The following is a 13,766-nucleotide window of genomic DNA, read 5'->3' as shown; positions in this document are numbered from 1 at the left end:
CGCTTTCAAATTCACCAGCTTTTTTCAATTTCTTCAAGCGTCCTGTTCTTCGTTTCGGGGATCGACCTGATCGTAAAAATCCAGATAATGATGGCATTCACCATGAAAATCCAGAATGTCGTCGCTCCGCCAAATCGGGTGAGAAAATAGGGTGTGAGTTGCGTGATCGCCACAACGCCCAACCATAAAACCAATGTGGCCAGCGACATAGCAATGCCCCGGATCTTGGTTGGAAAAATTTCTGACATCAAAACCCACGGAATGGGCCCAAGTGAAACCGCAAAACTGGCAATGTAACCCAGGATAAAAATCAGCAGCCAGGGCCCTTGATCAAAATGAAAATGAAAGCAGATTCCTGTCGCGAAAAGGCAAATGATCATGCCCGCGATGCCCCATATCAGGAGGCTTCTGCGACCCGCCTTATCGATAAGCCAGATGGCGACGAGCGTGAAAAGCATGTTGACAATGCCGATGATTATCGTTTGTGTAAAGGCCGATTCTGCACCAAAACCAATGCTTTTAAATATTTCCGGCGCGTAATAAATGACTGCATTAATGCCCGTAATCTGTGAAAATAAAGAGAGCACGACGCCGATCAGCAGCGGCTTCCGTAACTTGATGCTTAGCAGGTCACCAAGGCTGCCTTTCTCGTCTTTCAGGCTGTTTGCTATTTCTTGAAAGATCCCGTTAGCGATCACTTTGCCATTTATTTTTTCCAAAATCTTTTTCGCCGCATTGTCCTTTGAACGCGCCGCGAGCCAGCGCGGACTTTCGGGCACAAAAAACAGCAGGACGAAGAAAACCACAGCAGGAATCACTTCCGAACCCAGCATATAACGCCACCCATATTCAATGCTCCAGGCCTCGTCACCTGCCTGACTGATCTTCAAATTAATCACGTATATAATGTTGATTCCGAGCACAATGGCCAACTGATAAAGCGTCACCAAACGCCCGCGCAAATGCGAAGGTGCAATCTCCGAAATATACATCGGACAAAGCATCGACGCGGCTCCCACGCCAACGCCTCCCAGAAGTCGCATGATGATAAAACTGGTGAGATCATTTACGACAGCTGAACCGTAAGCCGGCAAGGCAAAAAGCACCGCCGTGCCAATCAAAACGGCTTTTCTGCCAAAGCGATCGCTGAGATAACCGGCTGACATCGCGCCTAATACGCAACCCCATATCGCGCTGCTGGCAGCCCAGCCGACCATTAAAGGTGAAAGGTTAAACTTGACCTGAAGATAACCGATGGCACCGGCGATAACCGCCGTATCATAGCCAAAAAGAAACCCGCCAAATGCCGCAACACTCGTGATGAGTATAATGTAAGGCATTCTTTTCTTCGCAGTTAGCGCATCAGTTTGTTCGATTGTCATGCTCAATGGTTTGTATGGGACGATTGTTTTTTGAATTTGACCCTAACAAACCGCGGACGATAAAGATCAGGCTTTTTCTGAATCACTTCCATAAACTTGAAGCTGTTCACATTATAAGATATCAGCAGCTCGCCGGGCGCAGACAATGCAGGATGGGCCTTGGCATTATAAGTAAACAAGTCCGGGTCCTGAATGTCATTGGTGGTTTTATACAGCACAATGCGCGGACCGAACGGCCCAACTGGCGTAGGCCCCACTTGCAGGCATATTTCCGGAAAAATACTGCCTAACTGATACACCAATGCATATTTTTCTTTTGAAAGTCGGCTTACACTGAGTTCATTGGAAACAGAATCGCTTACTGCCGCCGCTGATTTCACATCTTTTGCCCAGCCATTTCCATCCCAAAATGTCCATTCCTTAAATGCTTCGACCCGGTCAGATTTTACGCGGGCAGCGATCAGCTGTTTGTTTTTACCCTTAATGCCATACACGTAGACAAAGCCATCCGCGTCGGGCTCACCGGCAGATTTGTTGTTGTTGAAAACTGCTGCACCGAAGGAAATCGTCTCTTCCGGCTTATTGTAATCGTTAAAAGGAAGTTCCGACTGCTGCTGATTGGCATACGGAAAAGGACTGTTCGCCGGAACCCGGATCAATGCATTTCCCGTCTCTTTGAACGGAAATGGCGATTTATCGTATGTGTTGGTAATTTTATAGGCAAAAACAAATAAGTCTTTTCCCGCATCCGGATTGACAAACCCATCGCCCAACCAGTAATAAGTGTCTTTGTTCGGCTTGTCAGTCTTGAGGATAAATGTGGCTCTGTAATCCTTCCCGTCACGCGCCATCTTGAAAGCTATATTTGAAGAATCCGGCTTTTTGCCCTTCAAAACAGCCACCGAATTATTGATCATCACCATACCCGGCTTCAATGTATCGCCTTCAATCTCACCAATAATGGTGTCGCTGAACAGAAAAATAAGGCTGTCGCTTTTCTCCGAGTCATTCCCGGAAAACGGAATCGCAAAGATCCCGTCCCCGCCAAACCAGCCCGATTTGCGTACGAACAAATCCGTCCATTCCGCCGCCGGTTCAGCTGTAAAATCGTTTTCATCAACTTCGACCTCTTCCCCTGCCCCCTTTCCCCCGGACGACTCTCCACCACCACAAGCCGTTAGGCCCGTCAAAAATAGCAAAGCACCAAAATTAACCCAGTAGCGTAATTTCATCCGGCGAAGATTAACATTGTTTCAATCCGTAAATATGTTCATATGTATGAACATTTAAAAGTATATAAAAAATGACAGAAGAAAAAAATTAAAATCAACGACCATCACCCCCAACAATATCCTGCAATGCCAGAAAGATGTTCAACGGGAATTCGGCGATGCGGTTGCAGAGATATAAATACCATTCTTTACCATAAACGAAGTAAAGTTTCGTGGCATAACCATCGGCTTTGAGCTTGGCAAGCCGTTCATTCTGAATGCCGTAGAGACTTTCAAATTCGTATGAGCCGGATTGTGGATGGTAAAAATCGATGAGCCGCTTTGCCTCTTGCTGAATGTGGGGATCGTGCGTGGCGATTGAACATGCATGTTTGCCGGATAATAATTGGTCGATATAGCTCAGATAAGCGTCGTCGAGGTGTTTTCCTCTTGGCATTGAAAGGCCTTTTTCGGTTTCAAATGCGCCTTTTACGATCCGGATTCGGCCTTTGTTTCGGATCATTTGCTGGAAGTCGTCCTTTGTCCGATGAAGATAAGCTTGAAGCGTTATGGAGACATTTTCATGCTTTTTCGCAGTCTCTTCATATGCTTTCAAAATTGCATCGGTCCGGTCCGTGCCCTCTGCGCTGATAATGATTTCCGTATCACATTCCGCCGCTTTTGTGCAAATCATGTCCAAATGATGCAATGCCAGTTCGGGAGAAAGCGACAGTCCAATGTGGGACAAATCCAGTGACACGGTCGCATTGAGGCATTGCGTTTCAATCGCTTTGCAGATCTGCAAAAATTCCTGAGTCGCTTCCATTGCCTCCCGCTCTGTCCGGGTGCTTTCTCCGATAAATTCCAGCGAACATTTATAACCAATCTCATTTTGTGCCTTTACAAGCGCAACCGCCTCAGGCAATGTCTCGCCGGCGATATATCGGCTAGCCGCCCGCTTTAATGTGCCAAAAAGGGTTTGATCATTCAAAATATATTCCTTTGCTTCTTCATTCAGCGCAGCCTTCCTAAGCGCCCGCGATCCAATTTTCAACAGTTCTTCCAAGGTTGTAAAGTTTAATGTGGTCAATGTTTTAGTCTCGCTTTTTCAATGCATAAGCCAACCCAGCCCGCGCAGAAACGTTTGATTTCAGATAAGGGCTGCCCATCTGCCATCCTTTGGTTTTACCCGTTAAAGAAGCTGAAACTGAGAGATTTCCTGCCACATGAAATCGAAAATCAAGCTGTAATACACCTCCATTGGATTTATCATTTCCATAAAATTTTTCAGGCTGGTTCCATACATTCAGCAGCAGATCCGTTTGCAGACGCTTGGATAATTTGCGATTGTAAACACCCATTTCCAGTCCATATCCAGTCGATTTGTAATTGTTATATTGGTGGAAACCAAGCAGAAAGTCGGAATCCCGAAGTTGAACCGGTAAAAGCAACGCGATATCATTTCCAAAATGCGTCGGAGCATATTGCAGGAAGAAATTGAAGGACGAATGTTGGCCAATTGGAATGCGATTAATAAAAAATATCGCCGGATTCACAAAGTTCAGCAACGCCAGTTGCTTTTGTTTAACCAAATAATCCTTCCCCGCTGCTGAAAGTTGTGAGAAACCAATTCTGCGGCTGACGCCTGCTCCATTCTCGAATGCATCACGCTCATTATAAGGCTTTTCTGGATCAAACATGTCAAAGACCCAGGCTGTCAAATCTGCACCGGCAAAATCACGTTCTCTAGGGTCCGGATTTTCATTTTTTGAAGCCCATACCGCCACAGAATCACTCTGCGGACTGGTCGAGAATTTGAAATAATCCCACACATACCATGCATTATAAAGCAGCAAAGCATTCTTCGGTAATGTTCGCTTTTTGTAAAAATCCTGGACAGCGATTTTCCTGTTCAGTGAAACTTCCGCTTGCACACCCGCGACATAAGCATAAAGCAATGCATTCGGATCCTTCGATTTGAGCGTCGCCAGTTCCTGATCACTTATGCCGTAAACCGTGCCGTCCCAGCGATGCGGAAACCAGTTTCCGTTTTTAGAATTCATGCCATTTACGCCCAGCACCGACCGGTGAAACTCTTCGTGCGCCCACACGCCCAGCGGAATGGGCAATTCACTTCCATATTTTGCAAATCCCAGACTTGCCAGATATTTGAAACCGAAATTAACCGCTTTTCTGCCTGGGGTATAATGCTTTCTTTTTGGCTTAAAGAGGGCGTTTCCCAGCCCTTCAATTCCCAGATAACCAAGCTCGTACAGGTCTGCTGAGAATTCCTGTGCCTGGTGCATGGAAGGATAGCGATATGGTATATCTTTGTTTTGAGGCATGTCGATGATCGGAATCGAGAGCCTGAGCTGATAGCGTGCAGAATCCTGTGCATTGGCCGCGGCGAATGATAGACAAGATGCAATAATAATTAATCCGAATGTGCTTTTCATGGCTGATTGTTTTTGCAAAAGTGATTGCAAACCTTCTCACGGGGAAGAACAGCGATGGTGAAATGTTAAATTGAATAGTTGTAACGTATATATATCCCATTTTACCAAAAAGCAACCCCGGCCATGTTCCAATCCTACCTGAAAATTGCAATTCGCAGCCTGCGTAAGAACAGGTTGTTTTCCATGATCAATGTGTCCGGACTGGCTCTTGGCATTGCCGCTTTCATCCTGATCTTTGAATATGTGGCTTTTGAAAGGAGCGTGAATCAATTTCACAAAAACCTGCCTACGCTGCACCGCATGCTGGACGTGCGTCCTACGGGCGATGTTTTTGTCCAAATGGCACCCGCTATTGCTCCTTTGGTCCAGAAAGAATTTAATGAAGTAAAAGCATATTGCCGGGTTGCCGAAGGTTCAGCCAACGGGATCATCACCATTGAAAATGCTGGAAAAAGCGCCAAGCTGGAAACATTCCGGGAAGATCGGCTTGCCTATGCGGATGGGAGTTTTTTCACATTATTCACATTCCCGCTGGTTGCCGGCAATGCGCAATCGGCCATTTTGGAAACCAACACGGTCGCGATTTCGGCTGACCGGGCTGTAAAATATTTCGGCACAGATAAAGCGCTGGGTAAAACGCTCGTGCTGAATAATCAGTTTGGCAAAACACTTTATACGGTAACCGCGGTTTACGAGGACATGCCCGAAAATTCAGACATTGAATTCGACGCAATTTTCTCGCTGCAAACATTGGCAAATCCCGCAAACCTCAACGGCAATGGCTGGGCACGGCTCGATGGTTTTGACGGTTCTTATGTAACCAATTTCTTCCAGCTAACCGAAAAAAGCAGTCCTGCAACGCTGGAAACGAAGGTTAATGTGCTGCGAAAAAAACTTGATCCAAGTGACAACAGCAAATTTGTGTTACAACCGCTGGCCGATATGCACCTCGGCTCATCCATGGACGACACCTATGAAACCAGCGGCAGCTTGTCTTTTGTATATCTGCTCAGCGGCATTGCTGTCCTGATTTTGATCATCGCCTGGTTCAATTACATCAATCTTTCCACAGCTGCTTCACTCAAACGCGCCAAGGAAGTTGGGGTTAGGAAAGTCGTGGGTGCAGGGCGGTTTCAGCTTATTTATCAGTTTTTGGGCGAATCTTTTATACTGAATGTCATTGGTTTTACTTTCGCAATTGTGCTGGTAATGGTTGTACAAAAGAGCTTTAACGACTTTACCCAAAAGAATTTCTCACTGCAAGGATTAGCTTCCGACCCAAGCTCGATCGCAGCAGCGGTTTTGTTGATTCTGGGTGCGATACTTTCGGGCAGTTACGTTGCGTTTTCGGTCACTTCGTTGCAACCCATCGAGATTTTAAAGGGCAGCTCAGGGTTGAAACAAAGCTCAGGAAAAGACAACTGGCTTCGCAAAGTGCTGGTTGTCATGCAATTCAGCGTCTCTGTGATTTTAATCATTTCAACATTGGTGCTTTATAAGCAACTCCAATTCATGCAAACCAAGGACCTGGGTTTCAAGGCGGATCAGCGTCTGGTCATCAATGGTCCGCAGCTGGGTGACGAAAAAGCGCTGGGGGCCAGCTCCACCCTCCTTGACGATCAGATCACGGCTCTGCCTTACATTAAAAATCTTTCGCATACGGGCATTGTGCCGGGCAATTATTACTCATTTACTGCTGCCGGCATTGTCAGGCAGGGCGATGAGCCGGATAATTCAAAAAAGAGCTATGCCATGGGCATCATTGATGAGCGTTATCTGAAAGTATTTGACATAGGCCTGGTTGCAGGCCGGAATTTCACGGTGCAAGAAACTGAGCAAGCGTGGGAAAAAAGCAAGAAACTGATGATTAATGAATCTGCTGCTCGGCAGCTGGGTTTTGAATCGCCTCAAAAGGCTGCGGGGGCAATCATTAACTGGGGTCAGCCTTATGAAATTGTTGGGGTTGTAAAGGATTATAATCACCAGGGGTTGCAAAAAGCCATTGACCCGATGATCTTCATGCCGCGACGATCGGGCGGAAGACTCGTGCTTGAAATTTCCACGGCTGATATGCAAAGGCAATTGAAAGAACTGGAAAGTCTTTACAAAGCTGCATATCCGGGCAATCCTTTCGAATATTATTTTGCAGACCAAAAATACAACGAGCAATACAACACCGAGCGTCAATACAGTCAGGTTTTCGCGCTCGCATCCATGCTTGCGATCTTCATTGCTTGCCTCGGGTTGTTTGGATTGGCTAGTTTCATGACAGAGCAGCGCACCAAAGAAATCGGTGTCAGAAAGGTGCTGGGTGCCAGCGTTGCCGGAATCCTGGTACTGGTTTCCAAAGATTTTCTGCGATTGGTTATCATTTCAATTCTGATCGCCTGCCCTATCGCCGGTTATTTAATGAATGAGTGGCTGCAAGATTTTGCCTATCAAACCGACATTACATGGTGGATGTTTGCAGCCGCGGCCGGGCTCGTGATCTGCATTGCCGTGCTGACCGTGGGCTTCCAAAGTTTTAAAGCAGCGATAACGAACCCGGTGAAATCGCTGCGGAGCGAGTAATCTGTAGTGTAGGCAATTCAACAAAAAATATCGTCCCGCCTCCCTCGACGGCTTCAAACCAAATTCTTCCACCATGTGCTTCCACAATTTGTTTGCATATGGAAAGCCCGATGCCGAAGGATTGTTCACCCGATGTTCCGGATCTTTTGGCGTTGTTCAGCGGGAGAAATATCTGATCTTTCAGACTTTCCGGAATGCCTATGCCCTTGTCTTTAACCGAAAGCAGCACCTGGCCTTTCTGACCTTCCATGTTGACCCAGATCGTGCTCCCCGCCGGTGAGAATTTGATTGCGTTACTCAGCAGGTTGCTGAACACACGCCAGATTTTTTCCCTGTCAACCGGCACCATAGCGCGTTCGAACTTATAATCGAGCGTCTGTTGCTTTTCGGCGGCTTTGTAACTCAGCATATCAATGCAGGACTGCACGATTTCTTCCAGCGCGACGTCCGTTTTCAGGATCTTATTCCGGTCCGGATTGGATTGTAATATCTGGCTGATCAATGCATTGGCTTTGTCACCTGAATGCTTGATCGCCGCAAGCATTTCGGCCTGCTCGTCGGATGGATCCTGGTCCCAAAGCACGAGCTGAGAGGCTGAAATCATCGCTGCGATGGGATTTCGCAGGTCGTGCGCAACGATTTTCAGGACGGCTTCATTCTCGGTTTCCGCCTGTTCCAAAGCATTTACCGTGTCCTGCAGCACAATGTTCCTTTGTGTAATGATCCGGTTTAATGCGGTAACAGCCCGCAAATTCGCCGCACGCTTTTTGGCATTTCGCCAGATCAGGTAAATGATAATGCAAAGCGTTATCAAAATGACGATGGCAAATTTCAGGATCAATGTTTGCCGCTCAAATTTTTTGTCATCCAGTTCCAATTCATGTTCACCCCGGATCTGTTGCAAAAGCTGCCCGACGTCGCTTTTGTTTTCCGCATTCGCCTTCAACTGACGTAAACGCGCGCTTTCCAGATTGGCGTTAAACAGCTTCCCGGCCTCCTCGTATTGGCCTTGACCGAACAAAATCTGCGCCCGAAACTGATCCAAAGCGCTTGGCTCGCTGCCGGGCACCATAGGCATCTTTCTCAGAATGGCCAATTGTTCCGCCGCTTTCGCATATTGCTTTGTGTCAATGTAAAGTTTCGTTAAAATCTGGCGCGATTGCAGTTCTACATCAATAGACCATTCCACTTCCACATCATGTACAAGGCATTTTTTCAGCATCCTTTCCGCAACCGCATGCTGGCCTTTAAGGACATATGCCTCCGCCTGATTTTTCACAATAACAAGCCGGGCAAACTTGATGAAATTTTGTTCGCGGGGAAATTCGGCTGCATGCTTTTCGATAAAATTTTGAGCCTGACGAAAATAAACCAATGCAGTATCCGGCTCATTGCGATGGAGGTGGGCGATGCCAATGTTCCGCATACCACCCTGTTTTTCAATAAATTGAAGCTGAAAACTTTCCTTATCACGACATTCAGCCAGTTCTTTCAGTTCTTGTTTCCAGTATGCGATGGCCTGAAGGTAATTTTGCTCTCTGTAAGAAATCATGGCAATGCGGCTGCTGTAACGCGCACATTCGCAGATTTCGCCCAGGTTTGTCAAGAAGGCTTTCCCATCGTAATAATTCCGGTAAGCGCGGTAAAATTCTTTTTGCTTTAACAAATCATCCCCTTTCAGAAGCAAGGCTTTGGAGTAATCGATCGGATATTGCTCGCGGATTGCATGGGAAGAAAACAACTGGAGCAGGCTGTCGGTGTACATAAGCCCGTTGCGTTCCAATGTGGAGTCGCGGTGACTGAGCACCTTCATAAATTTATAATACTGAACACGTTCCTGTAAGCCCGGCACATCAAAAGTTGCCATGAGTGAATCCAGCTTTCGAATGGCATTTTTACTGCCGATTTTGCGGGATGTGCGATCAAGGCTGTCGATCAGGGATTTCAACTGTTTTTCCTGATCAACATTTCGTGATTTCTCGCAAGATGTAAAACTCCATAACAGCGACAGGCATATTAGAATCGTTACAAGAAAACTGGTCAACGCCGGCCGGAAAAATCGCTTTTTCATCACTATAATGTCGATTCACACATCGACTGCGTTCCAAAAGAGGTGGGTAGAAATGTCATTTGAGCAATCAGGAAAACCATCGGGTCACGATTCAACGGTAAATCCAGAGTAAGCTACATATAATTAGCCAGGAAAAATTGTAGAAAGATTTAAGTATTCCGTCGGTAACTGCATGAGACACGACACACTTTTCACACTCGATACGCAAGAGATGAACGGCAATGATCCTGGCAACCGATATGCAACCCGCCCAGCAATCCAGACTTTATATTTCTGGCTCTGCGCCGCTTTGTAATGAAAAAGAAGATGCACAAGCGTGCGATAAGAATGACTTCCGCGGCACGTTGTACATCTCTAAAAAACCAATTGATTACTAAAAATATGCAGCGCAGATGCGCCGACTATTCCGCCCGCAAATATTTTACCGGGTTGGCAACTGCTGCTTTCAATGCATGACCTAAAACGGTTAAAGCGGTGATCAGGATGGTCAGGAATAATGTGGCTGCAATGAGCCACGCGCTTGACGAAATGCGGTGTGTATATTGCTGTAACCAGCTGCTGGTCAGCCACCAGCCCAATGGCGCGGCGATCAGAAATCCAAAGACGATCAGCCTGCTGAATTCCTTACCGAAAAGCCACAGCAATTGTTGCGTACGCGCACCGAGCACGCGCCGAACACCAATTTCCTTGGCCCGGCCTGTTGCCATGAACGTTACCAGACCGTAAAGCCCGATGCAGCTCATGGCCATGGCGATGAGCGCAAAGGCCTGTACAAATCCAGCCAGTAAGCGCTCCATTTGAAAAAATGAATTGAGTAAATTGTCAACGCGATCCGCCTTGAATACGCGGTCGGGCAGCGCTTCGTCCCAGGTCTGTTCAATGGCTTTCAATGTGGATTGCGGTGATGCGGGCGATAAGGTGATCACAGCCATATTGGTGTGTCCAAGGTCATGCACAATGGTGACGGGCACGATGGGCTGGTGCAGATCACCGCTGCGAAAATCTTTCACAACACCCACAATGATGCGATCGGACTCTTTCACCCGCATATGCTTTCCCACCACAGCACTCACAGGCGAAACGCCCAGCTGCCGCACAAGCGACTCATTTACAAGTGCTTCCTGCGCCGTTGTATCCGTAGAACGAAAGTTCCGGCCTGCCACAAGCGATAATCCGAATGTGGACAGATAATGTTCATCAGCAGCGCGCAGCCGCGTTTCGAACGGCTCTGGCTTTGACAAAATATGATAGCTGAAAGGCGTAGGACGGTTGTAAGGCGAAGCTGGCGGATCGCTGCCATAAGTCACTTTTTCAACGCCAGGCAATTGCATCCAGCTTTGACGCAGCTGGTCATAAGGGACCGGATTGGGCGGAGAAAGCCAGACCGTCAGCATGTTATCGTGTTTGAAACCCCAGTCAACCTTTTGCATATGCCGCAGCTGGGCGGTGATCACGAGCACAATGATCAGAAACAGTTGCGACAAAACAAACTGCCCTGTAATCAAAGTGCGGCGAATGGTGAAGCCTCCAACTGTCTGCGTAGTAAGCTGACCTGTAAGCGCTTGGGTCGGATTGAAACGGGACAAAACCCATGCAGGATACAAACCTGAAAGTAAAATAACACCCATAACAAGCGTAACAAACCATCCAATGCTGGTCCGATTCAAAATATCCAGGATCGAGATCGCGGGGTGCAGCATATCCACTTGTGTGGCAAGCGTCTGGTTAATGAGCGGCATCGTCAGCTGGGTCAGCATTAGTGCGATCACCACCGCAACAAATGTCAGAATGGCCGTTTCCAGAACGAATTGACGGATCAGTTGCCATTGATTACTGCCCACAACCTTACGCACGCCCACTTCCCGCGCGCGTTGCAATGCCTGCGCCGTCGCAAGGTTAATGTAGTTAATGCAGGCAGCCAAAACCAGTAATATGCCAATCGCAGTCAGTGCATATAAAACCGGACGCGGCGCCATGCCGCTTCGCTCGTGGTTCAGCTCGGCAAGCGGTAAATGCTGGTAGGCGAATTGCGTTGCTTTTTCCGCGGACAAATACTTTTTCCGGATCGCGTCCAGCGTGCTTGCGAGCTGTGCAGGAGCTGCGCCCTCGCGCAACAGCACAAAACACATGCTTTGCAGACCTTCCCAATCGTCCATGGCGCCGCTTTGTTTCAACACCGGAATGGTGGCATACGAAATCAATGCATCATAACGGAGCTGCGTGTTGGCAGGCGGATTTTTGATCACGCCCGTGACGGTCAGGTTGGCTTGGTTGTCAAGCCGCAATGTTCGGCCGACCGGATCAGCATTGGCAAAATATTTCTCTGCATAACGCTCGCTAATGACGATTGTGTTGGGCATGTTCAGGGCAGTTTCCGGATTGCCTGTCACCCACTCTACCAAAAAATGGTTGAAATATTGCGGCTCCGCAAAGCACACATTCCGAGCTTCATTGAATTTTTTCACCTGCCTGTTTTTACCATCGGGAACACTGATCGAGCGCCCGAAAACAGTTTCGAGGCGGGTCGCACTTTCCACAAACGGATAGTCACGGCGGAGCACTTCGGCGAGCGGTCGCGGTGCGGCGTCGGTCTGCATCAGCTGCTCGCGCTTGATATCCGTCACAACCCAGAACGACCGGTCCATATGCGGATGATGGCGGTCGAAGCTGAACATGTAATTGACGACCAGAAAAATGATCAATCCGCTCGCCATTCCCAGCGCCAGGCTGAGTATGCGGATCAGATTCACCTGTCGCTGCCGCCACAAGCGCCGTAAAGAGAGTGTAAGATAATGTGTAAGCATAGGTTCGAATAAGGTGTTGGTTTGAAACTATTTTAAATGCAATTATATATAATTATTTTATATATAAAACAAAATAAAATTTTTTCATTCCAAGACATCATGAAACGCCTGCATACGCATTAGGATGGCCATAAAACAGAAACAACCAGGCCGTAACGACCTGGTTGCTAAAATTGTATGTATCAAATGAGCCTGTTATAAATCAAGCCCGGATCTTCTCGATCTTTCCGTATCCGTAAAATATTCGGTCTGACGCAGGCGGAAGCTCTCCTGGATCGGGCGCCCTACAATGCGGCTTTTCGTACGGACAGCTTCATTTCTCAATTCATCAGTGTCTACGCGCAATGCATCGTTTCCGCGAACATCTACTGCTCCATATTCGTCAAGAATCGCTGCTGCCTGATGTGCTTCTTCGACGGTGGCGGCATGCACGGTTACAATCGTTCCGCGTCTTCCTGCCTCGGCATAGCGCGTTGTTTCCTCTTCATCTCCATCAAAAAGATCACGGAAAAAATGGCCTATGCGTTCGAATATGTCTTCATCCTCGTGGTGAGCCTCGGATGCGTCTGCTTCTGTTTTATAAGTAGCAATTTTGATATCGACATTTCCATCAGCAAAACCATTTGCCAACAAATAATTTTGAGCATTTTGCCCATCTGCTTCATATTCAAAAATTCCTACAACTGTATTTGCCATGATATTTTCCTTTAAGTTTAATCTATCGATTTTCTATATTGGTTAAATTTTCATGCCTGCAGAGAGAAAAGCTCGACTGGCATTGTTTTTACAGGCATTTTGCAAAACCTCAAATCAGCATGGACAAGAATGGCGCAATAATCATCATAGAAGACGATCTCGACGATCAGTTTATATTAGAGGAAGTATTTAATGAGCTTGACTATACGAACAAGCGGATATATTTCTCGGATGGTGTGAAGGCACTCGAATTTCTTCATGCAACACCAGACCGACCATTTATTATCATCTCCGATGTAAACCTGCCGCAGTTAAGTGGCCTGGAACTGAGAAGGAAAATGCAGGTCGATGAGGAGCTTAGCCTCAAATGCATTCCTTACGTTTACTTTACTACGGCCATTAATCAACAGGCTGTTATAGAAGCGTATAGCACGTCCGCACAAGGTTTTTTTGTAAAGCCAGGCACTTTCGAGGAAATCAAGGATACGATCAAAGTAATGATCGAATATTGGAAAAAATGCGCTGCCCCCAATAACTTTTAAGACTTGCTCATTTAAACGCAACATTATACAACA

The 13,766-nt window shown here is 47.0% G+C and carries 10 protein-coding genes; 3 read left to right on the top strand and 7 right to left on the bottom strand.

Translation table 11 applies throughout. The annotated features are described in order from the left end of the window. Positions 1 to 11 precede the first annotated feature (11 nt). From AC0IYG_RS02260 to AC0IYG_RS02245, 4 genes are all read right to left on the bottom strand, one after another. Positions 12 to 1,382: a sugar porter family MFS transporter gene (locus AC0IYG_RS02260; protein WP_471709400.1), complete on the bottom strand. Its 1,371-nt coding sequence runs from the start codon at positions 1,380 to 1,382 to the stop codon at positions 12 to 14. A 2-nt stretch (positions 1,383 to 1,384) separates the two neighbouring features. Then, on the bottom strand, positions 1,385 to 2,614 hold the full coding sequence (locus AC0IYG_RS02255) for a DUF4185 domain-containing protein (protein ID WP_471709399.1): 1,230 nt from the start codon (positions 2,612 to 2,614) through the stop codon (positions 1,385 to 1,387). A 94-nt stretch (positions 2,615 to 2,708) separates the two neighbouring features. Further along, positions 2,709 to 3,659: a proline dehydrogenase family protein gene (locus AC0IYG_RS02250; RefSeq protein WP_471709398.1), complete on the bottom strand. Its 951-nt coding sequence runs from the start codon at positions 3,657 to 3,659 to the stop codon at positions 2,709 to 2,711. A gap of 28 nt (positions 3,660 to 3,687) precedes the next feature. After that, positions 3,688 to 5,049, bottom strand: coding sequence for a hypothetical protein (locus AC0IYG_RS02245; RefSeq protein ID WP_471709397.1), 1,362 nt, complete (start codon positions 5,047 to 5,049; stop codon positions 3,688 to 3,690). A gap of 123 nt (positions 5,050 to 5,172) precedes the next feature. Here AC0IYG_RS02245 and AC0IYG_RS02240 point away from each other — a divergent pair, with 123 nt between their 5' ends. Further along, complete coding sequence (locus AC0IYG_RS02240; RefSeq protein WP_471709396.1) at positions 5,173 to 7,620, top strand: ABC transporter permease; 2,448 nt, start codon at positions 5,173 to 5,175, stop codon at positions 7,618 to 7,620. Here the strand turns inward: AC0IYG_RS02240 and AC0IYG_RS02235 are convergent. After that, on the bottom strand, positions 7,574 to 9,691 hold the full coding sequence (locus AC0IYG_RS02235; protein WP_471709395.1) for a sensor histidine kinase: 2,118 nt from the start codon (positions 9,689 to 9,691) through the stop codon (positions 7,574 to 7,576). The two genes, AC0IYG_RS02240 and AC0IYG_RS02235, sit on opposite strands and share 47 nt — an antisense overlap. A 172-nt stretch (positions 9,692 to 9,863) precedes the next feature. Here AC0IYG_RS02235 and AC0IYG_RS02230 point away from each other — a divergent pair, with 172 nt between their 5' ends. Then, entirely contained in the window at positions 9,864 to 9,986 is a 123-nt protein-coding gene (locus AC0IYG_RS02230; RefSeq protein WP_471709394.1) for a hypothetical protein, read from the top strand. 106 nt (positions 9,987 to 10,092) lie between these two features. Here the strand turns inward: AC0IYG_RS02230 and AC0IYG_RS02225 are convergent, their stop codons facing one another. Further along, entirely contained in the window at positions 10,093 to 12,495 is a 2,403-nt protein-coding gene (locus AC0IYG_RS02225) for an ABC transporter permease (protein WP_471709393.1), read from the bottom strand. A gap of 195 nt (positions 12,496 to 12,690) precedes the next feature. Then, positions 12,691 to 13,191 (bottom strand): hypothetical protein, encoded by a 501-nt coding sequence (locus tag AC0IYG_RS02220; protein ID WP_471709392.1) that lies wholly within the window; start codon positions 13,189 to 13,191, stop codon positions 12,691 to 12,693. A 119-nt stretch (positions 13,192 to 13,310) separates the two neighbouring features. Here AC0IYG_RS02220 and AC0IYG_RS02215 point away from each other — a divergent pair, with 119 nt between their 5' ends. Beyond that, positions 13,311 to 13,733, top strand: coding sequence for a response regulator (locus AC0IYG_RS02215; RefSeq protein ID WP_471709391.1), 423 nt, complete (start codon positions 13,311 to 13,313; stop codon positions 13,731 to 13,733). Positions 13,734 to 13,766: the final 33 nt, after the last annotated feature.

Source organism: Dyadobacter sp. AC419, from assembly GCF_979253085.1.
The sequence above is the reverse complement of the archived record's forward strand: the minus strand, read 5'-3'. Positions and strand labels throughout refer to the sequence as shown.

Excerpts from the sequence above, each read along its gene's own strand:
- AC0IYG_RS02260 (WP_471709400.1), bottom strand. The coding sequence starts at position 1,382 with ATGACAATCGAACAAACTGATGCGCTAACTGCGAAGAAAAGAATGCCT.
- AC0IYG_RS02255 (WP_471709399.1), bottom strand. The coding sequence starts at position 2,614 with ATGAAATTACGCTACTGGGTTAATTTTGGTGCTTTGCTATTTTTGACG.
- AC0IYG_RS02245 (WP_471709397.1), bottom strand. The coding sequence starts at position 5,049 with ATGAAAAGCACATTCGGATTAATTATTATTGCATCTTGTCTATCATTC.
- AC0IYG_RS02240 (WP_471709396.1), top strand. The coding sequence starts at position 5,173 with ATGTTCCAATCCTACCTGAAAATTGCAATTCGCAGCCTGCGTAAGAAC.
- AC0IYG_RS02235 (WP_471709395.1), bottom strand. The coding sequence starts at position 9,691 with ATGAAAAAGCGATTTTTCCGGCCGGCGTTGACCAGTTTTCTTGTAACG.
- AC0IYG_RS02230 (WP_471709394.1), top strand. The coding sequence starts at position 9,864 with ATGAGACACGACACACTTTTCACACTCGATACGCAAGAGATGAACGGC.
- AC0IYG_RS02225 (WP_471709393.1), bottom strand. The coding sequence starts at position 12,495 with ATGCTTACACATTATCTTACACTCTCTTTACGGCGCTTGTGGCGGCAG.
- AC0IYG_RS02220 (WP_471709392.1), bottom strand. The coding sequence starts at position 13,191 with ATGGCAAATACAGTTGTAGGAATTTTTGAATATGAAGCAGATGGGCAA.
- AC0IYG_RS02215 (WP_471709391.1), top strand. The coding sequence starts at position 13,311 with ATGGACAAGAATGGCGCAATAATCATCATAGAAGACGATCTCGACGAT.